Origin of the sequence: Streptomyces sp. NPDC088747, assembly GCF_044751025.1 — a bacterium.
Lineage (GTDB): Bacteria > Actinomycetota > Actinomycetes > Streptomycetales > Streptomycetaceae > Streptomyces.
Window position 1 is genome coordinate 368997 of record NZ_JBIVKZ010000004.1, and the last position, 26030, is coordinate 395026.

The following is a 26030-nucleotide window of genomic DNA, read 5'->3' on the forward strand; positions in this document are numbered from 1 at the left end:
CGTCAGCCCACCTCCGCGACGGCGAGCGAGTCCACCACGTAGCCGACGAGATCGCCGACGGTCAGCGCGATGATCTCGTCCAGGCCGCGATCGGCTATGAACGCCGCGAAGTTGACGCGTTCGCCGTAGAACTCGCGCAGTTGGGCGGAGAGCGTGACGAGGTCGATGCTCTCCAGTTCGAGGTCGTCGTGGAAGGACGTGTCCGGGGTGATGTCGGCGTCTTCGAGCCCGTACTCCTCCAGCACGGTGCGCAGGATGGCCGAGATGTCCGCGAGTGCGGTCGTCTCGTCGGGGGCGGCCGGGCGCGCGGCGGTTTCGGGTTCGTTGAGTTCAGTGGTCATCCGCGTTCTCCTGATCATTGACGGCCGTCCAGGCCACGACGTACCGCTTGTCGGGGCTGCCGGACGGCTGGGGGGTGGTCAGCTCGCGATGCCGCACGAGGTACTCCTCGCCCGCGGTGCGTACGGTCAGCAGGGCGCTGTCCGCCGCGGTGATCTCGAACTGCCTGGGCTCGCCGCCGAGTCCGGTGCCGCGCGCCTTCGCAACGGCTTCCTTGGCGGCCCAGAACCTGGTGAACCAGAGTCGTTCGGGGGCCTGTCGGGAGAGCGTCCCGAGCAGTTCGCGCTCGTGGGGGGTGAGCGCGACGACGAGGGTGCCCTCGGGGCGGTCGGTGACCTCCTCGATGTCGATGCCGCAGGGCCCCTCGGACCTCGCCATCGCCACGGCGGTCTCGCCGCGGTGCGCGAGGGAGACGTGCAGGGCGGGCAGCGTTCTGCCGTAGCCCCCGGTGACGAACGGGCGCCCGCTGGGATCGTTTCCGACCCGCACCTCCGCGGGGAAGAGCGGACCCGCGCCGCCGTCCCACAGCAGGCGCCGCACCGCGTCCTTGACCGCGATCCGGCCGAGCAGCCACTGCCGCCGGCCGCGCGGCGCGTGTGCCGCGTACTGCTCACGCTCCTCACCTGCCAGGACGTTCCGCATGATCAGTTCACGGGTGGCCAGATCGGGCCACTCCTCGTGGACCAGCGCCCAGCCGCCGGGCTGCGCCAGGGACAGGGTGTGCAGCTCGGGTTCGCGGTCCACCGCGCGGATCCGTGGATTGCTGTCGAAGCGGCGGTCCTGCCAGCCGGTGAACTCCGCCCACACGCGGCCCTGGTGGACCAGCTGCATGTCCGCTTCGAGGGTGGCGTCGGTGACGGACGTGATCCTGATCAGGCACTCCAGCCGTTCGCCGGCGGCCGGATGCGGTCCGTGGAAGCGGATCTCCCTCATCCCGACCGGGAACACGGTGGTGCGCACCGGAAGGCTGGACATGATCCAGTAGCCGAGGAGCTGGCCCACGTTGTCCAGCAGGGCGCCCGGCGCGGGCGGGGTGACGATCACCCCGCGGACGTGCCGGTCGCCGACCGCGGTCAGCTCGCGCACGCCCTGGAACCGCGGGCCGTGGAACATCCATCGGCGGGTGTAGAGCTCCGCCGCCGTCATGTCGGGCTTCCGCTCCTGCCCGGCCGGGAAGGTCCACGGCACGGCCGGGGTGAACCGCGCCTGATCGGCGGCGAGTTCGACCACGGCCTTCGCGTACGGTCCGAACGACGCGGTGACCCGGTCCGGACCCTCCGGGACGATCCGCACCGGGATGTCGACCGGGGGAGTGGCGGTCACCCACTGATGCAGCCGTACGTCGTGGACGGCCACCGCGCGACGGCCCGGCGCGGCCCGCTCCGCGAACTCCATGAGGTGGGCGATCACCGTGGTACCGGGGACGACGGGCCACCGGTCGGCGGGGTGGGCCCGCTCGGGCTGTTTGAAGAAGCAGTGGTCGAGGAGGTACGGCATGGACTCGACGGAGACGTGCAGGGTGGCGTCCAAGGGGCGCGCGGGGTGGGGCTGGACGGGTGCGTGAGCCGCGTCGGCGCGGGGCGAGGGGCCGACCGCGGGGGTCGAGGGGCCGACCGCGGAGGTCGAGGGGTCAGCTGCGCGGGCCGAGTGGCCGCCTGTGGGGGGCGAGGGGGCGGCCGTGGGTGGGCCCGGTCTGCGGCGGCTCGCCGTCACCACGTCGGAGGCGAGCGCGGTCGCGTCGCGCAGCAGAGCGGTCAACTCCCGGCTCAGCAAGTCCTGCTCGCCAACGCCGAGCCCAACACGGGCACTGGCACCGGGACCGGCACTGGCACCGGCACCGGCACCGGCCCCAGCCAAGTCCAGGCCCCCCTGCGCAGCGGGCGTCAGCCGAAGTGCCGCGCCGACCCGCCGACGGGTCTCCGCGTCCAGCGAGACCGTCGCGCCGCCGAGGTCCAGCCTGACGGGGTGCCGTGCCCGCCCGGGAGCGGCCGGGCGGTCGGCGGCGCTGCCGGCGCCGAGCAGCGGTGCGAGTTCCGGCGACGCCCCGTCGGCCCACAACGCGCTCGCCACCCGGTGCAGTTGGGGCAGCCCCGACCGGTGCGGCGAGTGGGCGGGGACGACGAGGTGGTCGCGCCCTTGCAGGGTGTCGCCGATGAGCGAGCCGAGCTGTCCGGCCCCGAGCTGTACGAAGGCGCGGAAGCCCGCCGCGTACATGGTGTCCACCAGCGGCCGGAAACGGACGGGTTCCAGCAGGTGACGGGTGAACAGGGCGCGGATCGCGGCGGGTTCGGCCGGGTAGGTGGCGACGGTCGTCGCCGACCAGAGCGGCAGCCGGGCCGGGTGCAGGGTGTAGGCCTCCGCCGCCGCCCTGATGGGACCGAGATACGGCTCAAGCATCGGGGTGTGGAAGCCCGAGCGGAACGGCAGGATCTGCGAGATCACCGCCCGGGAACGGAACCGTTCGACGAGTTCGCCGACCGCGGGCTCCGGGCCGCAGATCATCGACTGGTTGGGGGAGTTGTCGTGGGAGAGCACCACGTCGTCGCGGCCGGACAGCTCCGCCAGCACCTGTTCCGCGGGCGCGCCGATCACGGCGAAGGCGAGGCCGGGAACGTTCAGGGAGTCGGGGTCGAAGCCGGCGAGGAACGCGTCGACCTCCTCCGGCGCGTGGATTCCGGCGGCGGCCATCGCCGTCCACTCGCCGAGGCTGTGTCCGGCGAGCGCGTCCGGTACGACACCCAGTCGGCGCAGCGCGGCGTCGAGGAGGCGGCCCAGTTCGAAGACGCCGGCGCCCTGGCGGCCCACGTCGCCCACGGTGGCGTCGGCGACGGCGGACAGCCCGAAGTGCCGTGCGAGGTCGGCGGAGTTGGGGGTGAACTCGGCCTCCAGGCCCGGGAAGACGAAGGCCAGCTTCCCGCCGCCGGGGCCCAGCAGCGGGCGCGGTACGAACCAGACGTCGTTGCGGCCGCGCCAGCCCCTGCCCTTGGAGACCGCCTTCCGGGCCAGCGCGAGCCGCTTCGTCGTGGGTCCGACGACGGCGAGACGGACCGGATCCGAGCCCGGAGCGGCCGCACGCTCGTCGAGACCGGCCGCCAGGAGCGCGGCGTCGTCGCGGTCCAGCAGTCGGGCCATCGCTTCGGGGGTCGGCGCGGTCAGCCGCAGGACCCGCTCGGGCTCGTAGACCTCCACCACGGGCCTGGCCGCGACCTGTTCGAGCACCACGTGCGCGTTGATGCCGCCGAACCCGAAGGCGTTCACGGCGGCGCGGCGTACGGGCTGCCCCGCGTCGGTGTGCCAGGGGCGGGCGGTGTCGATGGGGACGAAACGGGTGCGGGCAAGTCCCGGGTGCGGGTCCTCGCAGTGCAGGGTGGGCGGCAGCACCGCGTGGTGCACGGCGAGCGCGGCCTTGATGAGCCCGGCGACGCCCGCGGCGGGCATGGTGTGGCCGATCATCGACTTCACCGAGCCGATGACGGCGGCCGGCCGCCGCGCGGTCGCTTCCTCCGGTGGCGGTCCGAACACCTCGGCGAGGGTGGTGAGTTCGGTGCCGTCACCGGCCGGGGTCGCCGTGCCGTGCGCCTCAAGGAGCCCGATCGAGCCGGGCGCGGCCGGGTCGAGCCCGGCGGCCTCCCAGGCCTGCCGGACCGCGCGGACCTGGCCTCCCGAGTCGGGGGCCATCAGACTGGTCGTACGTCCGTCGGAGGCGACGCCGGTCCCGGTGATCGCGGCGTAGATCCGGTCGCCGTCCCGCTGGGCGTCGGCAAGCCGCTTGAGGACGACGACGCCGGTGCCCTCGCCGATCAGCACACCGTCGGCACCCTTGTGGAAGGGCCGGATGCGCTCGCTCGGCGAGAGGGCTCCGAGCTGGCTGAACACGCTCCAGAAGGTGATGTCGTGGCAGTGGTGCACACCGCCCGCGAGCATCAGGTCGCAACGCCCGTCGGCGAGTTCGCGCACCGCGTGGTCGACGGCGATGAGCGAGGAGGCGCAGGCGGCGTCCACGGTGTACGCGGGGCCGCGCAGGTCGAGCCGCCCGGCCAGCCGGGACGCGGCGAGGTTCGGCACCAGGCCGATCGAGGACTCGGGCGCCTCGGGCCCGAGCCGGTCGGTGAACGCCTGCCGTACCGCCTCCAGTTGGTCGGCGCCCAGGTCGGGAAGCAGCTCGCCCAGGGTCCGCACGAGCTGGCTCGCGGTGCGGACCCGCTGGTCGAGCCTGACCAGGCCCGGGGTGAGATAGCCGCCGCGGCCGAGGACCACGCCGACCCGGTTCCGGTCGGCGGGCAGCCGGTCGGCGCCGCCCGCGTCGGCGATGGCCTGGGCGGCCACCTTCAGCGCGATGAGCTGGTCGGGCTCGGTGGCCGGCACCGAGGCCGGCATGATCCCGAACTCGGTGACGTCCACCTCGGCCAGTTCGTCCACGAAGCCGCCGCGCCGGCAGTAGACACGGTCGGCGCGGGGCTGGGCGCCGGGCGCGTAGTGCTCGTCGGCGTCCCAACGGCCGGGCGGGACCTCGGTGATGGCGTCCACGCCGGCGACCAGGTTCCGCCAGTACGTGGCGAGGTCGGGGGCGCCGGGGAAGAGCACCGACATCCCCACGATGGCGATGGGCTCGGCGCGTGTTCCGGTCATCCGGTTCACCAGCCGGAGGCGGTGTAGACGACGGCGGTGTCGCCCTCGGGGCCCCAGGCCAGTTCGCGCAGCAGACTCATGGTGCCCTCGTCGGGGTCGATGAGCTGGATGCCCCGGCCCGCGTAGTGCCGCATCAGCTCGGGCGTGACCATGCCGTGGTTGCCGTCGCCCACGGGCGCCCACGGGCCCCAGTGCACGGTCAGCCCCCGGCGGCCCGCACCCTCGCCGGCCCAGCGGGCACCGAGGGTCTCCAGGGCGTCGTTGGCGGCGGCGTAGTCGGACTGGCCGCGGTTGCCGAGGGCCGCCGCGATGCTGCCGAACAGCACCACGAACCGTGGCCCGTCGGGCAACTCACTTATGGCGTCGAGTAGTTCGCGCGCCCCGTCGGCCTTCGTGCGGAACACCCTGTCGTAGGACTCCGGGGTCTTCTCCGCGATCAGCTTGTCCTCGATCACCCCGGCCGCGTACACGACACCGTCGAGCCTGCCGTGCTCGGCGTGGATCTCCTTGACCGCTCCGCGCACGGCGTCGGCGTCCAGGGCGTCAACGGCGCGGTAGCGCACCTGGGAGCCGAGCGCGGCGAGCTTGCGCAGCGTTTCGCGTACCTCGCGTTCGGCCTGGATCCGGCCGATCGCCCGCTCGATCTCGGCCGGGACCCGCAGCCCGCTCGCGATGAGCGCCGTACGCAGCTCGCCCGTGGTGCCCGCGGCGGCGAGCGCGGGGTCCTCCTCTCCGTCGGGGAGTGCGGTCCGGCCGAACAGCTCGATCCGGCAGCGGCTCGCCCCGGCGAGGTTGGCGGCGAAGCGGGCGGTGATCCCGCGCGCGCCGCCCACCAGGAGTACGACGGAATCGGGGTCGAGGCCGAGTGCCACCGCCTCGGCGGCGCCGTCACCGGCCGGTCCCGCGCCCGTACTGCCGAGCAGGCCAAGGCCTTCCTCGGCCATGCGCAGTCCGCGGCGGGCGCCGGGTGAACGCAGGACGACCGGCTCGCGGTCGGGCGCGGTGAGCTCGGCGACCAGATCGGCGGCGACGTCCTCGGGCGCGGTGCCGGGGGAGTGCTCGACGACCCGGGCGACGGCGTCGGGGTACTCGCGCGCCACCGACCGGAAGAATCCGCGCAGTCCGGGCGAGGCCCCGGCCGCCAGGATCCAGCGCGGGTTGTCCGCCAGCACCTGTTGATAGGCGGCGAAGGCGTACGGCAGCACGGGCGGGGCGTCCGGTGCGACGAGGTGGATGAGCCCGTCGAAGCGGCGGCCTGCCGGGGGCTCTTCGGCGTTCAGGACCTCGGCGCCGTGTGCGGGAAGGCTCGCGGCCAACGCCTCGGCCACCGGTCCGTCGCCGAGTACCAGGAAGCTGCTTCCGGCCAGTTCGCCCTCCGCCGGGCCGGCCGGCGCGAGGTCGAACTCCCGCATGACGAGACGCTTGGGAGCCACCACGACAGCGGCGGCGGATCCGGCCGGGACGATGTCCACCGGGTCCACCGGCCCCGACTCGGCCTCCCCACCCCCGACGCCCGTCACCAGCGCGGCGATACCCCCTGCCGTACGCGCCTTCGCGAGCTCCTCCACGTCGGTGTCGCTCGTCGCGGTGAGTCCGAGTCGTCCGGCGAGTTCTCCGGCGATCTCGGCGCGTTTGATGGAGTCGACGCTGAGATCGGCTTCGAGGTCGAGGTCGGGTTCGATCATGTCGACGGGGTAGCCGGTCCGTTCGCCGATCACTTCGAGGACGAGAGCGAGGACGGCTTCGGCGGTCGGCACGGCGGATCCGGCGATGGCGACGGAAGCCGGGGCGGGAGCGGTTCCGGGCCCGGTGGCCCGTTCGAGCAGTGCGGTGATGGCGGCGGCGGTACGGGCTTTCGCGAGCTCTTCCACGTCGGTGTCGCCGGTCGTGGTGAGTCCGAGTCGTCCGGCGAGTTCTCCGGCGATCTCGGCGCGTTTGATGGAGTCGACGCTGAGGTCGGCTTCGAGGTCGAGGTCGGGTTCGATCATGTCGACGGGGTAGCCGGTCCGTTCGCCGATCACTTCGAGGACGAGCGACAGCACCGGGACACCCGCGGGCGCGGTCGGCACGGCCGATATCGCCTCCGTGGCGGGACGCGGAGAGGGGACTGCGGGCAGCGCGGTCACGGTGACGGGGGTGTCCGCGTACGCGATCGGGGCGGGAGCGGCCGGCCGTACACCCGGATCCGTGCCCAGGTAGCCCAGCATCACGTCCCGCTGGGCCGCGATCATCTCCCGGCTCGTCCGCAGGAACTCGCTGATCAGTGCCTCGGAGCCGGTCGCGGCCACCGGTCCGGCTGACGTGCTGTGGGTCACGAGGGCCTCCGGGACACGTCGGGCGGGGTGGAGGGCGGCGGCGGGCAGCGCGCCGTCCGCCGAGCGGAGCAGATGGCCGTCGACCGTCCAGGCGGCGCGCCTGCGGCGTACGGCGCGGGCGTCGGCGGGGACCGCGTCCCGGCCCTGGAAGAGCCAGGCGGTCCTGATGTCGGCCCCGGCGACGGCCAGTTGGGCGAGCGCGGCGAGGAATCCGGTGAGCCCCCTGCGCGGACCGCTCTCCAGCGCGACCGTGCGGTGCGGCCGGTCGCCGAGGATCTTCCCCACCAGGTGGGTGAGCGTCGAACCGGGTCCCGCCTCGACGAAGATCCTCGCCCCGGCCTCGTACATGGCCTCGATCTGGTCGGCGAACCGGACGGGTGCGCCGATCTGGGCGGCCAGTTCGGCCCGGATCCCCTCGGCCGTCCCGGGGTAGCGCCGCGCGGTGCGGTTGGACCACACGGGGAAGTCGGTGGCGCCGAAGGGGACTTCGGCGAGCACCTCGGCGAACGCCTCGCCCGCCGCGGCGACCAGCGGACTGTGGAACGCGCACGCCACCGGGATCCGCTTGGCTCCGAGCCCTTGCGCGCGCAGCCGCTCCACGGCGGTGAGCACGTCCTCGGTGGGGCCCGAGATCACCGTCTGCTGGGGCGAGTTGCGGTTCGCCGTCACCACGGAGGTGGCGAGTCCCGCCTCCGCCAGGGCCGCCGCGACCTCCGGCTCGCCGCCCGAGACGGCGGCCATCGTGCCGGGGTCACCGTCGCCGGTGGCGGCCAGGATGGCGGCGGCCCGCTCACGGCTGACCCGCAGCAGCTCCTCGGGTGCCAGGGCGCCCGCCGCCGCCAGGGCGGCCAGCTCTCCGTAGCTGTGCCCGGCGGCCATCGCGGGACGTACGCCGGCCCGCGCGAGGAGCTGGTGAGCGGCGAGGGCGGTGAGACCGAGGGCGGGCTGCGCGAAGTTGGTGTCGGTGATCCGCTCCTGCTGCTCGGCGCGGCCCTTGTCGTCGAAGGCGCTCGGTGGGAAGAGGACGCGGGCGGTCTCCTCGTCGAGCCGCAGGACGCGCTGGAGTTCGGGGAAGGCCACGAACAGCTCGGCGAACATCCCGGGCCGCTGGCTGCCCTGACCGGGGAAGAGCAGCGCCAGTTCGCCCGGCTCCGTCTCGTCGGCCGCGAACAGGCCTTCCTTCGGGGCGTGTTCACCCGCCACGGCCCGGCGCAGCAGCGCCGCAAGCTCCTCGGTCGACTCGGCCACGAGCGCGATCCGGACCCGTGCGCCACGAGCCGCCACGGACTCGGCCCGCCGTGACGCGCTCAGCGCGAAGTCCCGCAGCCGCCACGGCTCGTACGGCCCGGGATCCGCCTCCACGAGCGCCAGCAGGTCGGCCGCGTCGCGTGCGGCGGTGGCCCGGTCCGAACCGCGGAAGGTGAACAGCTCGGCGGGCCACCGCTGGGCCGACGCGGCGGGCGGCGGCCCGTCCTGGTGGGCGCGCAGCACGACGTGGAAGTTGGTGCCGCCGAAGCCGAAGGCGCTGACTCCCGCGACCCGTTCGGCCGGAGCGGCCGTCCAGGGGCGGGCCTCGGTGAGGAAGGCGAACGGGCTGCTCCGCTCGTCCCAGGCCGGATTCGGCTCGGTGAGGTGCAGGGTCGGCGGCTTCACACCGGTGTGCAGGGCGAGCGAGGTCTTGATGAGCCCGGCGAGTCCGGCCGCGCACTTGGTGTGCCCGATCTGCGACTTGACCGAGCCGAGCGCGCAACCTCCGGGCTGGGCACCGGCGTCCTCGAACACCTTGGTGAGGGAGCCGAGTTCGGTGCGGTCCCCGACGACGGTGCCGGTGCCGTGCGCCTCGACGAGACCCACCTCGGCGGGTGAGATGCCCGCGTTGCGGTAGGCCCGGGTCAGCGCGTTGTACTGGCCCTCGGGCCGGGGCGCGGTGAGTCCGAGCGCCCGGCCGTCGCTGGCGCTGCCGACCCCCTTGATGACCGCGTACACCCGGTCGCCGTCACGCTCGGCGTCGGACAGCCGCTTCAGCACGACGCAGCCGACGCCCTCGCCGAGTGCGATGCCGTCCGCCGTGCTGTCGAAGGGGGCGGAGCGGCCGGAGGGCGACAGGGCGTGCGCGGACGCGAAGAGCAGGTAGTCGTTGATGCCGTTGTGCAGGTCGGCGCCGCCGCACAACACCAGGTCGCTGGTGCCGGACGCCAGTTCCTTGCACGCCACGTCGACCGCGGTGAGTGAGGAGGCGCAGGCCGCGTCCACCGTGTAGTTGGCGCCGCCGAGGTCGAGGCGGTTGGCGATCCGGCCGGAGATGACGTTGGCGAGAATGCCCGGGAAGGAGTCCTCGGTCAGCCGCGGCAACTGTTCGTCGAGCGCGGCCGGCAGGACCCCGAGATAGGCGGGGAGCACGGAACGCAGCGTCATGGCGTTCGACAGGTCGCTGCCGGCCTCCGCGCCGAACACGACCGAGGCGCGGGCCCGGTCGAAGGGCCGGCTCCCGTAACCGGAGTCCTCCAGTGCGCGGTGCGCGGCTTCGAGAGCCAGTAACTGCACGGGCTCGATCGCGGGCAGAGAGGCGGGCGGAATCCCGTACCGCAGTGGCTCGAAGGGGATCTCGGGGAGGAATCCGCCCCAGCGGGACGGCGTCTTCTCACCCGCGCCGGCCGGGTCGTGGTAGAGGTCCGCGTCCCAGCGGGTCGCGGGCACCTCGGTCACCGCGTCCTTGCCCGCGAGCACGTTCGCCCAGAAGGTGGCGAGGTCGGGAGCGCCGGGGAACATGCAGGCCATGCCGACGATGGCGATGTCGAGGGGCTCGGGGGCGGGCGGGGCGGCCGTGTCCTCGATGCCGAGACCGCGCAGCCGCTCCGCGAGGAAGTCCGCCGCGCCGGTGGTGACCGCGGTGTGCAGCGCGTCGACGGTGGTCACCGCGGAGCGCAGCACGGCGACCTCGCCGGCCATGAACATCCCCTCGGCGAGCTGCCGTTCCTCACCGACGGCGCTCAGTGCGCCCCCGGTCCGCTCGATGCCCTTGCTCGCCAGCCGCAGCCGCCCGACGTTGAGTCGCTCCAACTGCTCCCAGGCCTCCCGGCCGGGTGTCCCGCGCGCGGCCAGGTCCTCCTTGACGGCGGCGAACTCGTCGGTGAACGGGCTGCTCACACAGCGGGTGGCATGCCCGGGAGCGGTCTCCAGGAGGTCGGTGCTCCGCGCGTCGACGACCTGCCGCTGGAACAGCGGCAGCACCGCTCCCGCGGACACGGCCTCCTCGGTGAACAGATACGCCGTGCCCATCAGTACGCCCACCGCCGCACCCCGCGCGCTGAGCGGCGCCGCGAGTGCGGTCACCATGGCGGCGGACCGTTCGTCGTGCACTCCGCCGGCGAACAGCAGTCGCAGTTCGGCGGCATCGGCGGTCCTCTTCCCCGCCAGGAAGTCTTCGAGTACACCGAGTTGTGCCTCCCACAGGGGGAAGCTGTTGCGCGGTCCGACGTGGCCGCCGCACTCGGCGCCCTCGAAGACGAACTTGCGGGCGCCCGCCTCCAGGAACTGCTTCAGCAGGCCGGGCGAGGGCACGTGCAGGAACGTGGAGATGCCCACGTCCTCCAGTGCGACGGCCTGGGCGGGACGGCCGCCCGCGATGATGGCGTGGGAGGGGCGCAGTTCCCGTACGACGTCGAGCTGGGCGGCCTTGATGTCCTCGTCGGCGAATCCGAGGACGCCGACCCCCCACGGCCGGTCGCCGAGCGCGTCCCGGGTCTCCTCCAGGACGGCGCGGGTCCGGTCGGCGCCGGAGAGCGCGAGGGCGATGAAGGGCAGCGCGCCCGCGCGGCTCACCTCGGCGGCGAACGCGGCCTGGTCGCTCACCCTGGTCATCGGCCCCTGGGCCACGGGGAGTCGGGTTCCCGTGAGCCGGCTGTCCGCGCCGTCGGGAGTGAGCGCGGGGCCCGCGTTCCCGAGCGCGTCGAGGACCGCGTCGCGTACGCCGCGCACGGCCGCGTGGACGGTGCCCCACCGGTCCCGGAAGCGGGCCGCGAGGAAGCCGTCCTGGCCGATCTCGGGCGGCGCGGAGTCCTCCTCGGCGGGCACGGTGCCGGGTCTGCGGCGGCGTACGACGCGGCGGCCGTCCTCGACGCTGGTCTCGGACCCGTCGAGCCCGGCGAGCAAGGTGGCGGTGCCCGCGGGCAGTTCGGCCTCGGCCTCGGTGAGCAGCGCGAGCTGGGTGTCCAGGACGACACCCGCGCCGCCACCGGCGACGACGGCCGCCGCGGTGTGCTGTCCCGCGCCGCCGCAGGCCCAGACCGGCAGGTCCAGCTCGGCATCGTCGAGGAGCTGTTGGACCAGGACGAAGGTGCTCAGTTCGCCCATCGGGCCGCCGGCCTCGTGGCCCCGGGCGATCAGCCCGTGCGCCCCTGCCGCCGCGGCTCGTACGGCCTGCTCGCGACCGGTCACCTCGACGAGCACACGGCGGCCGGGGAACTCGGCGGGCGTGCACGCGGCGTCGGTGGTCAGCAGGACCGTGTGCACGGCGGCGGGGAGGTCCCGTGCGGGGAAGGCGGCGGTGTCGGCCAGCCGTACGCCGAATCCGGTGGCCGACCACTCCTCGGCGAGCGCGAGTTGTTCCGCCGCGCGGCGCCCGCCCGAGGTGAGGTCGAGCACCCCCAGACCACCGGCGCGCACGGCGGCGGCGGTGAGCCGTGCCGACGCGACGGCGAACGGGTTGACGGCGATGACAATGTCTTCGACAGCGAACAGCCCGGAAGTAGCGAAATTCGGCACAGGCACGCGAACGCTCCAAATCACACAAGGGTGAGGGTGAGTGGGGGGAGAGCGCTGGAACGCGCAGCGACTTCGGTGCGCGGCCCGCTCATAGTCATTGCGCACCCTTGTGAAAGTCAAACACCCAAAGGGCCGCGGGCATGCGTTATTTAACGTCCGCGACACAGCCCCGGGAAGCTGTCTTACCAACTGGTAACCAGGCTTCCACCAGGAGCACACGTGGAGCTGGTCAGTCGTTCGCTCTTGCCCCTCTCTGTCCCAACTCGCCTGCCCCCGAGCTGACTTGACATACCGTCAGAAACTAGTACCCGCCGGTTCGCCGGGCAAGGGATTGTTTTCGGTCAGTCAAATTGAATGTGGAACAAGTTTTTCTTCACATAACCGAAACTCGCCCTTCCTTAAAAGGGTGGGATCCGACACTTCGGCTTTTATGGTCGCCTTCGCAATGTCCGGAACGGTCCTGTTCCGCCCCCTCGACGGCATCTTTGTCCCGGGGGTCGGCGTGACGCGGCGGTAAACGAGATCAAGCTCTTGTTCCGAACCCGCGCCCAGGCCGGCGGACGGACATCCGCCGGCCTGGGCGGCCCGTCCTACTTCAGGTGCCGGTCGAAGAACCGGAGTCCGTCCTCCAGCTCGAACCACGGGGTGCCGGTGTGCCCGCCCGGATTGGCGTGCAGCGTCTTCTCCTTGCTGCCGAAGGCGTCGAAGAGGTCCAGGGCCCGCTGCCGGGGGTTGCCCTCGTCGTCCCACTGCAGCAGGAACAGCAGCGGAACGCCGACCTGCCTGGCCTCCTCGCGCTGGGCGCGGGGCACGTACCCCCCGGCGAAGAAGCCCGCGGCCACGATGCGCGGCTCGACCAGCGTCAGTCGAATACCGAGGGCGGCCCACCCTCCGGAGTACCCGACCGGGCCGCCGATCCCGGGCAGTTCGAGGAGGGCGTCCAGAGTGGTCAGCCAGTCCGGGACCGCGTTCTCGATCATGGGGCCGATGAGGGACTCGAAGATCTCCTCGACCGGGTCGCCGGCCCGCATCGCCTGGCGGAGGTCGGCGCGGGCCTGCTCGGCCGCGGCGGAGCGGGGGCGGTCACCGCACCCGGTGGCGTCGATGCTCGCCACCGCGTAGCCGTGCGCCGCGGTTCGCCGGGCGCGGGCCACCAGCCGGGGCTCGGCCTTGGGCAGGCCGTTGTTGTGGGCCATCAGGACCAGTGGAGCCGGGGTTGCGGATTCGGGCGTCCACAGGGTGCCGGGGATCTCCCCGAGGGTGAACTCCCGTTCGAGGACGCCGTCGTCGAGGCGCTGTTCGGACGTGAAGTGCATGCTGGACGTGAAGTGCATGGTCGTGCCTTTCGGAAGCGCTCGTGAGCGGCGCTCCCGGACGACCTATCGTCCGACCGTGACCCCGGAGGGGAGCACCCATGTCGACAATTGGTTCACGGGTACCACCTCCTGGTTCTCTCGCACGGCCTCCGGGAAAGTAGCAGCGGTCGCCGTGATCCGCCAACGGGTTTTCTCGGAGGCTCCGTTGCCGGATGTCCCTGGCCGTTCCGCACAGGGTCCGAGGCGTCCGCGACGACAAGGGCCTAAGGCGTCCGCGACCGGGAATGGCTCTTCAGAAGGTCTTGACCGCGGTCCGAGCACCGCTGCCGCGCCGGGCCTCACCCCCACCGGCATGGAGAGCAGGAGTGAGCATGCAGTACGTGAAGCTCGGTTCGACGGGCCTGGACGTGTCGCGGATCTGCCTGGGCTGCATGAGCTTCGGGCTTCCCGATCGCGGAGTGCACGAGTGGACCCTCGACGAAGAGGCGGCACGACCGTTGATCCGCCAGGCGCTGGACGCCGGGATCAACTTCTTCGACACCGCGAACGTGTACTCGGACGGCACCAGTGAGGAGATCGTCGGCAGGGTGCTGGCGGATCTGGCGCGCCGTGACGAGGTCGTCATCGCCACCAAGGTCAACGGCGCGATGCACGGGGGCCCCAACTCCCGCGGGCTGTCCCGCAAAGCGATCATGACGGAGATCGACAACAGCCTGCGCCGGCTGGACACCGACTACGTCGACCTCTACCAGATCCACCGCTTCGACCCCGCCACCCCCGTCGAGGAGACGATGGAGGCCCTGAACGACGTGGTCAAGGCGGGCAAGGCCCGCTACATCGGGGCGAGTTCGATGTACGCCTGGCAGTTCTCCAAGGCGCAGTACACGGCCAGGCTGAACGGCTGGACGCGGTTCGTCTCCATGCAGAACCACTACAACCTGCTCTACCGCGAGGAGGAACGCGAGATGCTCCCGGTCTGCGCGGACCAGGGCGTCGGCGTCCTGCCCTGGAGTCCGCTGGCCCGCGGCCGGCTCACCCGGGACTGGGACATCACGACCGCGCGCAGCCGGGCCGACGAGTACGGCAGGAACCTCTACCCGGACGGCGATCACGAGATCGTCGACGCCGTCGCCCGGATCGCCGCCGCGCGCGACGTGCCGCGCGCCCGGATCGCCCTCGCCTGGCTGCTGCACCAGAGCACGGTGGCCTCGCCCGTCGTCGGTGCCACGAAGCCCCTGCACGTCGAGGACGCGGTGGCCGCGCTCTCCGTGGAACTGACGGAGAAGGAGACCGAGGAACTGGAGCGGCCGTACACGCCACGGGCGATCAGCGGCCACTGAAGGCGCGCGCCGCGGCGCCGGGCCGCCGACGAGCTAAAGGAATGGGGCATTGGGAGCGCTCCCAATGCCCCACCGCATTGCATGAGCATGTCGATACGGCAATGAGCGCGCCGATGTCTATCGGGTGGCGGACGTGATCGTCCGGCGAACGGTGTGGCCGGCTCGAACGAGGCAGACCGGGTCGCGCCGGGAATCCGAAATTCATTTGTGGACCCCCTCGGCTGACCTTTCGTCAATATCCGGGCTCATGGCGGTAAACGGAAAATCACGAGACTGCTTGTTTCGACTCGTCACTCTGTGCAAAGGTGGGCGTTGTCGGCGTGCAGACAATATCGCTTCCTTCTGTGCGCGTACGGCGCACTCGTCCGCCCCTCGCTCCACGAGAGCCGCCTGAGGTGGCCGTACGCGGTGCGACCCCCCATGGGTAGTCCCCCCGGCCTCGACGGGTGGGCTACATACCCATTGGTATGGACTTTTTCCTGCGTTACCTTTGGGAGGAAAGCGGACGTGAATGACGCACCATTGCCCAATTCCCCAAGACTAGCTCGCTTGTTCGAGGTGTCGGACGAGCGGCTTGCCGACGAGCTGAAGAAGAGTCTGGGGAACGCGCCGGCGAACTATCCGGTCGGTGAACTACTGGATCGGCACTGGGAACCCGTCTTCTCTTACGCGCGACTGTGCACGATCGGTACGCGCCCCGCCGGAATGCTCACGACGGCCACATTCACGAGACTCTTCGGGGAATCCCTGCGGCAGACGGGGCCGACGGCCGCATGGCGCCCGCAGTTGCTGGTGACCGTACGGCGCATAGCCGCCGAGTGGCTGACGGACCAGCGCGCCGGACTGCTCGAACCCGGAATGCGGTCGGGCCCGGACGGCGGCGGGCGGGCCGCGGCCCGGCTCCTTCCACCCGAGAACAGACGCCTGCTGGCGCGGGCCTTCCAGCGGCTCCCGGAACCGGCCCGCTGCCTGCTCTGGCACACCGAGGCGGAGGCGGAGCAACTGCGCGTACCCGCCGCCTTGTTGGGGATCGTTGAGGACGACGCCGTAGTGGAACTGCGCCGGGCCCGCGAGCGCCTGCGCGAGGGTTGCCTGGAGATCCACCGCGAGCTGGCCCCCGCGGAGGAGTGCCGCCACTACAGCCGCATGCTCGACGTGTCCCTCAGACGCGGAGGCGCCGACCTCGACCCCGATCTCCGGCGCCACATGTCCAGATGCGAGCACTGCCGCCACGCCGCCGACCAGTTGGACCGGTTCAACGGTGTACTCGCCCTCCCACTGGCCGAAGCCGTGCTCGGCTGGGGCGCGGGTGCCTATCTGCGGACGAGGCGCGGACGCACCACCGAGATCGTCGAGGTGACCGAGAGTCCCGGGCCCCCGGCAGCCGCACCGACGGAGTACTCGAACCTCCCGGCCGACGCCTCCACGGAGTATCCGAACCCTCCTGCCGACGCCCCACCGGTATACCTGAATCTTCCGGCCGACGCCCCGCGACCCCCGAGCATGCCCCCTCGGACGGCACCGCGCGCCCGCACCCGAAAAGACTCCCGCCCGTCGACGCACAAGGCCCACCGGCGTTCCCCGCGGCGCCGCAACGTCGCCCTCGCCGTCCTGGCCGTGAGCGCCCTGGTCCTGATCCCGCTCATCCTGTGGGCCCAACTGAGCTCCGGCGGCCAGGACATGGCCGACGGAACCTCGGGGACGTCCGGTTCGGGCCCGGACAAGGCGCCCGGCAAGAACCCTTCCTGGATAGGCTCCGGGGACGAAGGGAACGGCATGGTCGGAGGCCGGCTGCGCAACAACGCCAACGGGCTGTGTGTGGGCGTCGTCGGCGGCAGGCTCGTCAAGGGCGCCGAGACCGAACTCACCTCGTGCGGCGCGAAGTCGGTCCAGCAGTGGACGTACGAGGAGGACGGGCTGCTGCGCAACGTCGCCGACCCCGACCTCTGCCTCGACTCCCACCTCGGCTACTCGGTGAAACTGGCCCTCTGTACGGGCGAATCGCAGCCTGGCACCAAGAACGTGCGCTACGACTTCACCCGCCAGGGCGCCCTCGTCCCGCGCTGGAACCAGGACCTGGCCCTCACCCCCGCGTCCACCGACGAGGAAGCGGCTCTGGTCCTCAAGGTCCGCGAGAACAAGGCGGTCCAGCGCTGGACTCTCGACACCACCTCGCCCTCGCTCCAGCTGGAAGTCGTCAACTGGGGTGCCGACAGCGAGTCCGACAGCGAGTCCGACGCACCTGTCGACGACCCCGCTCCCACTCCTTCGAGGACTCCGTCGCCGAGAACCACCCCCGAGCGGTCGGCGACACCGGCGCCCGCGAACCCCGAGCCGGCCCCGTCGTCGTCGCCCTCTCCGACGTACGACTACTGCTCCTCCCCCTACAACTACTGCTACGGGGAAGGCCGGTACGGCGATCCCGGCTACGGCTACGGGGGCGAATACGGCTACGGCTATGGCTACGGGGGCGACGGCAGCTATGGGGGAGGCCGCCGCTGACCCGTCAGGAACCGGTGCCGGGGCGCAGTACCGTCAGGGACGACCTCGACGAGTTACCCGAGACGGGCACCTTGCCCTGGGTCCACTTCACCTTGAGGGAGTCCTTCTCGTCGGGCGGTGTGACCAGCAGCGCGGCGGGAGTCGCCGTACGGGCCCCGCTGATCTCCGGGTTGGAGAACGTCAGACCGGCCCACGCCTGCTTCCCCGGCGCGAGCTTCACCGTGGTGGGTGACTCCGAGGAGCGTTCCGGGTCGGCTCCCAGCTGCTTGCCGGACGCGTCGACGAACGCCGCGCCGGGGAAGCCGCGCAGGGTGCAGGTCCGCTGCGAGGTGTTGGTCAGGTTGACCGGGAAGTTCTCCTGCCCGGCGCCGGGGTCGTTGCGGCCGATCGACGCGCTCAGTTCGGACGTGTGGCAGCGGGTGCTGGAGGCCCCGCCGCCCGACGTGGAGGGCGCGGAGGACGCCGACGTGCTCGTGCCGGAAGCGGGTGTGGCGGGGGCGTCGGTCGCGTCGTCGGACGGACTCGCGGCGGTGCTCGCGCCGGCGGCCGTGGTCCGGTCACCCGAGACGGGATCGGCCGTGCCGGGAAGCGTCTGAGCCGTACCGCTCGCGCTGCTGTCGGAACCGCAGGCGGACAGCAGGCCCACCATCGCGAGGCCCGCCACCAGCGCCGCCAGCCGAGCGGGGGCCGGGGAACGGCGTGCGCGGAGACGCTGTCCGCGGAAACGCCGTGCGCGAACCGCGCCCGTCGGGTCCGGGTCGGCCAGGTCCACGCCCGTCAGGTCCGCGCCCGTCAGGTTCGCGTCTGTCGGGTCCACGCCCGTCAGGTTCGATTCTGTCGTGCCATGCCGGAAGGTCGCCATCTCACCACTCCTTGATCGTCACCGCACGCGTCTCGACGCGTGCGCACGGCGCCACCTGCCCCGTCATAAGTGTCCGATGCACCGAAGTGCCGAAAAGTTCGCGGCTTCCGTGGGCGATTCGATTCAGCCCGCGACCCGCACGGAGTCGAGGACCCGCTCCGTCGCGTCGTCGCCGCTGTCCTGCCGGATCTGTACGTACACCTGCGGCTGCCCGCCGCCGGTCGGAGTGAGCCCCGCCTCCGTAAGGGAGCCCGCTTCGCCCGGACAGCCGTCCCAGGTCCGGATCAGACCGTGCCAGCGCGCGCCCGTGTACGTGCGGGTGCCGCCGAAATGGCACTCCGGGTGGGTGATCGCGCGGACCTCGGCGGTGACATCGCCCTGTTCGCTGAGACCGATGAACGCGCCGTCGACCCCGGAGCGCAGGTCCTGCCAGCTCGCCAGGTCGTCCGCGATGGCCAGCCCGGGTTCCGTTCCGTCGCGCAGACCGAGGGTCTTCGGATTCCATCCGGAGTCGCGCAGCTGACGGCTCCACGCGCGGGGCACCTCGGCCGTGATCCGGCCCGAGCCGTCCCGTACCCGGACGGTCTCCGAAGGGGTGTCGCGGGTGAGTACCACGGAGGTGACGCTCACGGCGATCGCTACCGCGGTGATCGCTACCGCGGCGGCGAGGCCCGTGCGCACGGCTCGTCGGCGGCGGGGCGACCGGCCGGCCGCCGAGTCCACCTCGGCCGCCAGCCGGTCGAGTTCCGCCGCGAACGCCGACGCGCTGGGCCAGCGCAGCTTGCGGTCGGGTTCCATCGCCCGCAGCAGCGCCCGCCGGACGTCCAGGGGCAGGTCCCCGCGGAGCCGGTCCGGTCGTACGACCTTGCCGGGCGGTCCTGGGACTGAGCCGGTGACGAGGTGGTAGCCGAGGGCGCCCAGACTGTAGACGTCGGCCCGCGCGTCGATGCCGGAACCGGGTTCGGCCTGCTCGGGCGACGTGTACCCCGCAGAACCCGCCGCCAGGGTGAGGCCGGACGCCTGGGCCAGGCTCTTGGCGAGGCCCAGGTCGGCGAGCAGGACGCGGTGGGAACCGCCGGGGGAGGAGCGCAGCAGGACGTTCGACGGCTTGATGTCCCGGTGCACGATGCCGGCCTCGTGCAGCGCCGCCGCCCCGCGCGCCGCCAGCGCCGTCAGCCGCAGGGCCTCGGCGACCGGCAGCGGTCCGGCGGTGACCCGGTCGGCGAGGGTGCCTCCGTCGGCGTACTCCAGGACGAAGTAGGGCCTGCCGTCCGGGAGTTCACCGATGTCGTAGACCTGGACGACCCGGTTCGAGTCCGCGCGGCGCAGCAGCCGGGCCTCGGAGAGGAAGCGTTCACGGACGTCCAGCCGGTCGACCCAGTTCTCGGTCAGCACCTTCACGGCGACGGGCGCTTCCAGGACGTCGTCGTGGGCGAGCCAGACGACGCCGAAGCCGCCGGCGCCCAGACGCCGGTCCAGGCGGTAGCGGCCGATCCGCTCCAGGGGATCCCTCAGCACGGACGCCCCAGCCCAGGGCCTCGCGTCCGTGGCCGCCTCGTGGGTTCACCAGCGGGCATGTGCACTCCAGGCGGGGCGGATGCCATGAGCGCGGCACGATGGCCGCTGACCACGGAAGGGCTGCTGCTCCTGGCGACGGGCGGGCTCTTGAAGCCTACCCGCCAGGTCGGCGGCCGATCCTGCCGGACCGTGGTCCCGCCCGCGGAGCCGAGGACCGTCGGTCCGGACCCGGCACGATTCCTGTCCGACTCGGCGAAGGCGGGCCGGTGCAAGACTGGTTGGGGCCGCCGGACGAACGTATACCGGGCTTGCCGCCACACCCGAGGCTCTGGCACGATCGCTGCGCCCGTGACTCGCGGCAACGGTTGGTGGCCGTCAAGGAGGTCCGGTGCACAGACGCTGGCTGTTCGTAGCCACGGCCGCGGTGGTCGTGGTCGTGTCCCTGGTCGCGGTGCTTCTCTCCGACCGGGAGAGCGACTCCGAGCGTTCCGTGGCCACGCCCACCGCCGGAACCCCGACGAGCGTCCGGCCCACGACGCCTTCCCCCGGCCCGTCCAGCGGCACGCCGACCCCCTCCGTGAAACCGTCCGCGAAGAGCCCCCGGCGCTCGGCGACCAGTGCGTCGCCGAAGCCCTCGGCGACCGCCGCCCCGCAGCCGGTGCCCGCCGGCGCCGCGCTGGCGGGACGCATACGGCCAGGCGTCACCTACAAGGGAGTCGCCACCTTCTACGACGCGGACGGTGGTGGCGCGTGCATGTACGACCCGAGCGGTGACGTCATGACCGCGGCGATGAACACCACCGACTACGAGTCCGCCAAGGCCTGCGGGGCGTACGTGAACGTCCGTGCGGCCAACGGGAGTTCCGTCACGGTCCGTATCACCAACGAGTGTCCGGGGGAGTGCGCGCCCGGACAGATCGACCTCAGCGCGGAGGCCTTCGCCGAGCTCGCCGACCCCGACGCCGGACTGATCCCGATAACCTGGCAGCTCGCGAGCCCCGGCAGTCCCGGCGTGATGTCCGTCCGGTACAAGACGGGGTCCAGCCAGTACTGGTGCGGTATCCAGGTGATCGGCCACCGCAACCCCGTCGCCCGGCTGGAGGTCTCGGCCGGCGGCGCGTGGCGTCGGCTGTCCCGTACCGGCTACAACTACTTCCTCTCCGAGGACGGCGCCGGCTGCGGCGGCGCGATCCGGGTCACCGACATCTTCGGGGAACGGCTCACCATCGACGGGATAGGCGTCCGGTCGGACGTCACGCAGCCGACGCGTGCCCAGTTCGCCAGGCACTGACCCCCGGGTCAGGTGGCGGGATCGTCGTACGTCTCCCTGCTCGCCTGAATCTGTCCGTTGTGCTCGATGGCCCAGCTCGCGAGGGTCAGGGCGGGTTGGATGAGGCTCTTGCCCATGGTCGTGAGGGCGTACTCGACGCGCGGTGGGACCTCCGCGTAGACGGTGCGGGAGACGAGTCCGTCCCGCTCCAGGTGGCGCAGGGTCAGGGTGAGCATCCGCTGCGAGATGCCGGGGATGCTCCGGTGCAGTTCGGTGAAGCGCAGCCGCCCCTCGTCGAGGGTGGCCACGACGAGCATCGTCCACTTGTCGCAGATCCGGTCGAGCACCGCCCGGATCGCCCGGCCGCCGTCTCCCCGGATCATGCACGTGTGCTCGTACCGCGACATGACAACTCCCTGTGCCTTGGGCACATCCCTGTGCCTTTTGTAAGCCTTCCGCCAGTGACACATCATGAGGCCACTTACGGTTCGTAACCCACCCAGGGGGTCATTCATGCAGGTCGCGTACTGGATCGTCGCCGCGCTTCTCGCCGTGTTCTACGTCTACGCGGGAGGCAAGAAAATCCTGCAGTCGCCGGATGAGCTGCGTCCCATGATGGGCTGGGTCGACACCGTGCCCCTGCCTCTCGTCAGACTCATCGGCGTCCTGGAGGTTCTCGGCGCGCTCGGTCTCCTCCTGCCGCCCCTCACCGGCATCGCGGTCCCGCTCGCCGTCGCGGCGGCGGCCGGTCTGGTCCTGGTGCAGATCGGGGGTATGGCGCTGCACCTGTCCCGGGGCGAGGTCCGGGAGATCGGGCTCAACATCGTGCTGCTGGCGCTCGCGGCTGTGGCCGTGTGGCTGGGGACCAGCTGGCTCTGACCGTGCGGGGCCCGCTCGGGCGCGCTTCCGTCAGCCGCTGGGACGACGGCCGCGGTACGAGACGAGCGCGGTCAGCACGAAGATCAGCGGCACCCCGACGCCCATGACCACGAACGGAGCCAGGACCGACTCCAGCCACTGGGGCACATCGACGAAGAGCGGCAGCAGCATCAGCACGGTCAGCGGGATGAACGACACCATCACGGCGGCGAACCCCATCATGAGGGCCGCCTGGCGTGCGTCGCGCCGGTCGATGAGCACGGCCGCCGCCGGGTCGGGCGCCCAGTCCTCGCCACGCAGCTCCTCCCACACCTCCAGCAGCAGTCCGACCTCGCGTTCGACGCTCACATGGAGGTCGTCGACGTACGGCAGCAGCACCTTGGCGCCGTTGCGGTCATAGGCGTGCACCAGCACGTTGGGCGCACCGCTCTGCATCGCGGACGCCGGGTTGGGCTCCGCCCTGATGCTCTGGATGTCCTCCCAGGCCAGCCGCCGGCGCCTGATCATGCCGCGTGCGTGGAGCGCCTTGACGTCCGCGGTGGTGGAGCACCGGAGCGTGGCGTGGAAGAGCCACCCCATGAGCGCCACCCACGCGAGGAGGAACGGATAGGTGAACGTGGTGGGCAGGTCGTCGTCGGGCAGCAGCGCCACCACCATGGCCAGCGTGCCCGCGCCGATCACCCAGAGGAACAGGTGCGTCCGGGACCGCTTCATCCGGTACTCGCGCGGTAGACGTTCGTATGCCACAGCCAACCCCCAGTTCGGCGAACTTCACCCGCCGAGTCACCGATGGGCCACCATGCTGTAGCCCCAACTCCGTTGTGTCGAGGGCCCATTGGGACTTGGTGACCATAGTGCGACACAGGCTTCGCCGATACCGGCCGAACCGTTCCGGAGCGGGCGTGCGACCATCGACGGCGACCTCCGAACGACCCCGAGGGGAGCACGCGGTGCAGGACGCGGCGGACACCGAGGAACTGGCCCGGCACGCGGCAGCCGGTGACGAGGAGGCGCTCGACGCGCTGCTCCGGGAGCTGCGGCCCGAGGTCGTAAGGCGCTGCGGCCGTTTCCTGCCGTGCCGCGAGGACGCCGAGGAGGCGGCGCAGGACGTCCTCCTCCAGGTGGCGTGCAAGATCACCACCTTCGAGGGCCGCAGCCGCTTCAGCACCTGGCTCTGCACGGTCGTCGCCAACTGCGCCCGCCAGAAGTACCGCGAGCTGAAGCGCCGCGCGGCCGAACAGCCGGTGGAGATCGACGCCGCCCAGCAGGTCGATCCGCGTACCACGAGCGTGATCGCGGGCTCCCGCGTGGACCTCCTGGAGGCACTGGAACGCCTGGAGCGCGAACACCCGCACCTGGTGGCGCCGTTGGTCTACCGGGACATCTGCCAGCTGGACTACGCCGACATCGCCGAGCGCGTCGGCGTCCCGCTGGGCACCCTCAAGTCACGCCTCCACGAGGCCCGCAAGCAGGTCAGGCCCTGGCTCGCGGACGCCTCGTGAAGGACCGGCCCACGCCCACGGAGCCGGAGGACGGTCAGCGTCGGGTGTAGAGGAAGCCGATCTTGTCGACCTCGGTGCCCGTACGTCCGTGGAAGCCGGCGATCTGCCATCCCGCGGGCGCGGTACGGGTCACGCAGTCGGAGGTGGTCGTGCCGCCGGCCAGGGTGCGGCCGAGGCTGGTGGTGAACCTGGTGGAGAAGATCCTGGTCCGGCCGTCCTTCACGCCCTGGCACAGCTGCGCCGAGGTGAGGTACTCGCCGCTGCCGAGGGTGAGGGAGGACAGGGTGCCGCCCGTGCCGCCGTGCGCCGGCGTCGTGCCGTTGTCCAGCGTCAGCGACAACTGGTCGACGCGCGAACCGCCGCGCAGCGAGACGCTGGTGACGCGGGCGCCGGCCGGCACGCTGTCGATGTCGTTGAAGTGCTCGCCGTGCGGCCCGCCGAACTGGTCGCTCGACTGGAAGGCGGCGTTGCGCGACCAGCTGAAGCCGGCGGTGATCGGGTCGTGGTCGGAGAGCATCAGCCCGTCGGAGGACAGGAAGTTCGCGTGCTCGTTGTTGTAGCGGGTGGCGTTGAGGGAGACGAGCTTGCTGCCCCGGTAGAGGATCTTGTCGACGACCTCGCAGGAGTTGGGCACGGTCGCGCCGGTCTGGTCGCAGACCAGCGCGTCGCTGCCCTTCGCGGGCGGGGTGCCGCCGCGGACCAGCTGCACCCAGGTGTCGGTGAGGCCGTTGGCGGCGGCGAACTCGGCGATGGTGTCGCCGGACCGGGTGTAGCGGGTGTTGGTGTCGCCCATGACCACCACGGCGTTGCCCTTGGAGTGGCTCCGGACGAACGCCGTCAGCTGGTTGAGGTTGTCCGCCCGGGCCGCCAGATCGCCGTCGCTGACACCGGCGTCGGTGTGCAGGTTGTAGAAGTCGACGTAGACCCCCTCGGCGAGGCGCTCCCGCATGAAGGTGAAGCCCTTGGGGGTCAGGCAGTCGCCCGAGTCGATCTGGCAGGAGTTCCAGCCGACCCGCTCGAAGTCGTCGGCGTCGTAGGAGATCTTCGACAGCGTGTTGAGACCGCTGCCGATGCCGGCGCCGCCGCTCGTGGCGGTGCGGTGGGCGTGCGCGGTGTCGGCGGCGTAGAGGTACGAGTGGTAGTTGAAGTCCTCCTGCGCGTGCACGATGTCGTACGAGGCGATCCGCTGCCCGATCGCCGTGGTGGCGGACTCGCGGGGTGTCGGCGCGCTGTTGATGATCGCCGGGAGGCCGGAGACGTTGTACGTGAGGACGGTGAAGGTGCCCGAGTCGGCCGCGGCCGCGGGGGTGGCCGTGGTGGTGAGCCCGCCGAGGACGGCGGCGGTCGCCGCCGTGAGGGCGAGGGCTCTGCGGAGGGGAGGCATGGTCGGGGTGTCTCCTGGGGGTGAGGGGGGACGTCAGTGGCCGACCGAGAACGTGGCGTCGGACCGCTCGGTGGCGGTGGAGATCGGATCGATGCGCAGGACGAAGTTCCCGTGCCTGAGGTAACGGTCCGGGTAGTTCCAGGAGCGGAAGGATGACCATGCGGTGTCGGCCAGCCCCGCGGTCCGGATGAAGGTGGCGTCCTGGGCGAACGCCGACGTCCCGTCGTCCACGGCCAGTTGGAGCTGGTAGTTCACGTGCCGCAGATAGCGGGTCGGGTGGCTGACCGACTGGAAGGAGACCCCGGAGCCGTCGGCGAGACCGGGTGCCAGCTTCCACAGCGAGTCGGTGTACGGGTCGAAGGGGTACGCGTCGATCCGGCCCACGTAGTTGGAGTGACGCACGTACCGGTCCGGGTAGTTGTAGGACTTCAGCCGGTTCCAGGCCGGTGTCCCGTACCGGGTGACGAGGTTGTCGTACTCGGTCCCCGTGATCTCCTCCACGGTGCAGTGCTTGGAGTTCAGGGGCTGCGTGTAGAGGCGCTGGTCGACGGGCGTCCAGGTGCCGGCCGCGAGGTTGCCGGACCGCCACGCGTAGAAGACGCCGTTGGGTGTGTAGGTGTCGCCCCAGAGGAACCAGTCGCCCGACGTCTGGGACCGCACGAGGGTGGGGGCCTCGGTGCCGCCGTGCGAGACCGGTGTGCTGAACACGGTGAAGCTGCCCGGGTTCAGGGAGGCGGATCTCGCGCCCACCAGCGTCTGGTCCCTCTTGAAGTAGAGGTAGTTGACGCCGTTCACGCCGACGGCCAGGTCGCCGTCGATCACGTCGTAGCCGGGGTCGAAGAAGACCTGCGCGGCGGTCGCCGTGACGAAGTCGGCGGTGTAGTTCACCATGATCACGTTGTGGCCGCTGGAGTTGACGGCCGAGTAGATGATTCCGTACTGGCCGCGCCCCGCGTCCCAGAAGGCCTCGGGAGCCCAGCTGTGGGTGGCCATGTCGTGCAGCTTCAGCCGTCGGTAGCCGGTGAAGGAACGCAGGTCGGCCGAGTCCCAGACGTGGATGTACTGGCTCTGCAGGCTCCAGTCGGTGCCCTTGAGGTCGGTCGCGATCACCACGAAGGTGCCGTTCTGCTTGCGCATGATGAACGGGTCACGCAGACCGCCGGTGCCCGCGGTCGGTGTCACGACGGGATTGTTCTGGTTCAGCGGGGTCCACCGGAGCGAGTCGGTGCTGACGGCCAGATGGAGGCCGTAGTCGGCGCCGAGCCAGTCCGGGGACTCGGTGAAGTAGCCCATGACGTAAGCGGGTCCGGTGGCCGCGCGGGCCGTAGGGGCACCTGTGACCAGGCTGCCGGTGACGGCGGCCATCGCTCCCAGCACACCGCGGCGGGACGGGTTCAGGCTGTTGTTCAT

The 26030-nt window shown here is 71.7% G+C and carries 15 protein-coding genes; 5 read left to right on the top strand and 10 right to left on the bottom strand.

Annotated features, from left to right (window positions below):
- Positions 1–2: 2 nt before the first annotated feature.
- From ACIP79_RS12415 to ACIP79_RS12430, 4 genes are all read right to left on the bottom strand, one after another.
- A complete protein-coding gene (locus tag ACIP79_RS12415; protein WP_401222427.1) occupies positions 3–341 on the bottom strand; it encodes a phosphopantetheine-binding protein in 339 nt (112 codons plus the stop codon).
- A complete protein-coding gene (locus ACIP79_RS12420; protein ID WP_401222429.1) occupies positions 331–4968 on the bottom strand; it encodes a beta-ketoacyl synthase N-terminal-like domain-containing protein in 4638 nt (1545 codons plus the stop codon). Before ACIP79_RS12420 ends, ACIP79_RS12415 begins: the two co-directional genes overlap by 11 nt.
- A 5-nt stretch (positions 4969–4973) precedes the next feature.
- A complete protein-coding gene (locus ACIP79_RS12425) occupies positions 4974–12053 on the bottom strand; it encodes an SDR family oxidoreductase (RefSeq protein ID WP_401222431.1) in 7080 nt (2359 codons plus the stop codon).
- Between the two features lie 584 nt (positions 12054–12637).
- On the bottom strand, positions 12638–13363 hold the full coding sequence (locus ACIP79_RS12430) for a dienelactone hydrolase family protein (RefSeq protein ID WP_401222733.1): 726 nt from the start codon (positions 13361–13363) through the stop codon (positions 12638–12640).
- A 371-nt stretch (positions 13364–13734) separates the two neighbouring features.
- Between ACIP79_RS12430 and ACIP79_RS12435 the strand changes: the two genes are divergently transcribed.
- Positions 13735–14703, top strand: a complete 969-nt coding sequence (locus ACIP79_RS12435) for an aldo/keto reductase (RefSeq protein ID WP_401222433.1) — start codon at positions 13735–13737, stop codon at positions 14701–14703.
- Between the two features lie 558 nt (positions 14704–15261).
- On the top strand, positions 15262–17205 hold the full coding sequence (locus ACIP79_RS12440; RefSeq protein WP_401222735.1) for a ricin-type beta-trefoil lectin domain protein: 1944 nt from the start codon (positions 15262–15264) through the stop codon (positions 17203–17205).
- A 4-nt stretch (positions 17206–17209) separates the two neighbouring features.
- On the opposite strand, the gene ACIP79_RS12445 is transcribed toward ACIP79_RS12440, so the two are convergent.
- Both ACIP79_RS12445 and ACIP79_RS12450 read right to left on the bottom strand, forming a co-directional pair.
- Positions 17210–18067: a DUF4232 domain-containing protein gene (locus ACIP79_RS12445; protein ID WP_401222435.1), complete on the bottom strand. Its 858-nt coding sequence runs from the start codon at positions 18065–18067 to the stop codon at positions 17210–17212.
- Between the two features lie 123 nt (positions 18068–18190).
- Positions 18191–19585 carry a serine/threonine-protein kinase gene (locus ACIP79_RS12450; protein WP_401222437.1) on the bottom strand — a complete coding sequence of 465 codons (1395 nt, stop codon included), beginning with the start codon at positions 19583–19585 and terminating at the stop codon, positions 18191–18193.
- A gap of 388 nt (positions 19586–19973) precedes the next feature.
- On the opposite strand from ACIP79_RS12450, the gene ACIP79_RS12455 reads away from it, so the two are divergent.
- On the top strand, positions 19974–20876 hold the full coding sequence (locus ACIP79_RS12455; protein ID WP_401222439.1) for an expansin EXLX1 family cellulose-binding protein: 903 nt from the start codon (positions 19974–19976) through the stop codon (positions 20874–20876).
- A gap of 8 nt (positions 20877–20884) precedes the next feature.
- Here ACIP79_RS12455 and ACIP79_RS12460 read toward each other — a convergent pair whose 3' ends face one another.
- Entirely contained in the window at positions 20885–21262 is a 378-nt protein-coding gene (locus ACIP79_RS12460; protein ID WP_387178354.1) for a winged helix-turn-helix transcriptional regulator, read from the bottom strand.
- A 106-nt stretch (positions 21263–21368) separates the two neighbouring features.
- Here ACIP79_RS12460 and ACIP79_RS12465 point away from each other — a divergent pair, with 106 nt between their 5' ends.
- Positions 21369–21734, top strand: coding sequence for a DoxX family protein (locus tag ACIP79_RS12465; protein WP_401222440.1), 366 nt, complete (start codon positions 21369–21371; stop codon positions 21732–21734).
- 30 nt (positions 21735–21764) lie between these two features.
- Here the strand turns inward: ACIP79_RS12465 and ACIP79_RS12470 are convergent, their stop codons facing one another.
- Positions 21765–22481 (bottom strand): PH domain-containing protein, encoded by a 717-nt coding sequence (locus ACIP79_RS12470; protein WP_401222442.1) that lies wholly within the window; start codon positions 22479–22481, stop codon positions 21765–21767.
- A 203-nt stretch (positions 22482–22684) separates the two neighbouring features.
- On the opposite strand from ACIP79_RS12470, the gene ACIP79_RS12475 reads away from it, so the two are divergent.
- Positions 22685–23236, top strand: coding sequence for an RNA polymerase sigma factor (locus tag ACIP79_RS12475; protein ID WP_401222444.1), 552 nt, complete (start codon positions 22685–22687; stop codon positions 23234–23236).
- Positions 23237–23270: 34 nt separating this feature from the next.
- Here ACIP79_RS12475 and ACIP79_RS12480 read toward each other — a convergent pair whose 3' ends face one another.
- Positions 23271–24620 carry a jacalin-like lectin gene (locus ACIP79_RS12480; protein ID WP_401222445.1) on the bottom strand — a complete coding sequence of 450 codons (1350 nt, stop codon included), beginning with the start codon at positions 24618–24620 and terminating at the stop codon, positions 23271–23273.
- A 33-nt stretch (positions 24621–24653) separates the two neighbouring features.
- Positions 24654–26030 (bottom strand): glycoside hydrolase family 43 protein, encoded by a 1377-nt coding sequence (locus ACIP79_RS12485; protein ID WP_401222447.1) that lies wholly within the window; start codon positions 26028–26030, stop codon positions 24654–24656.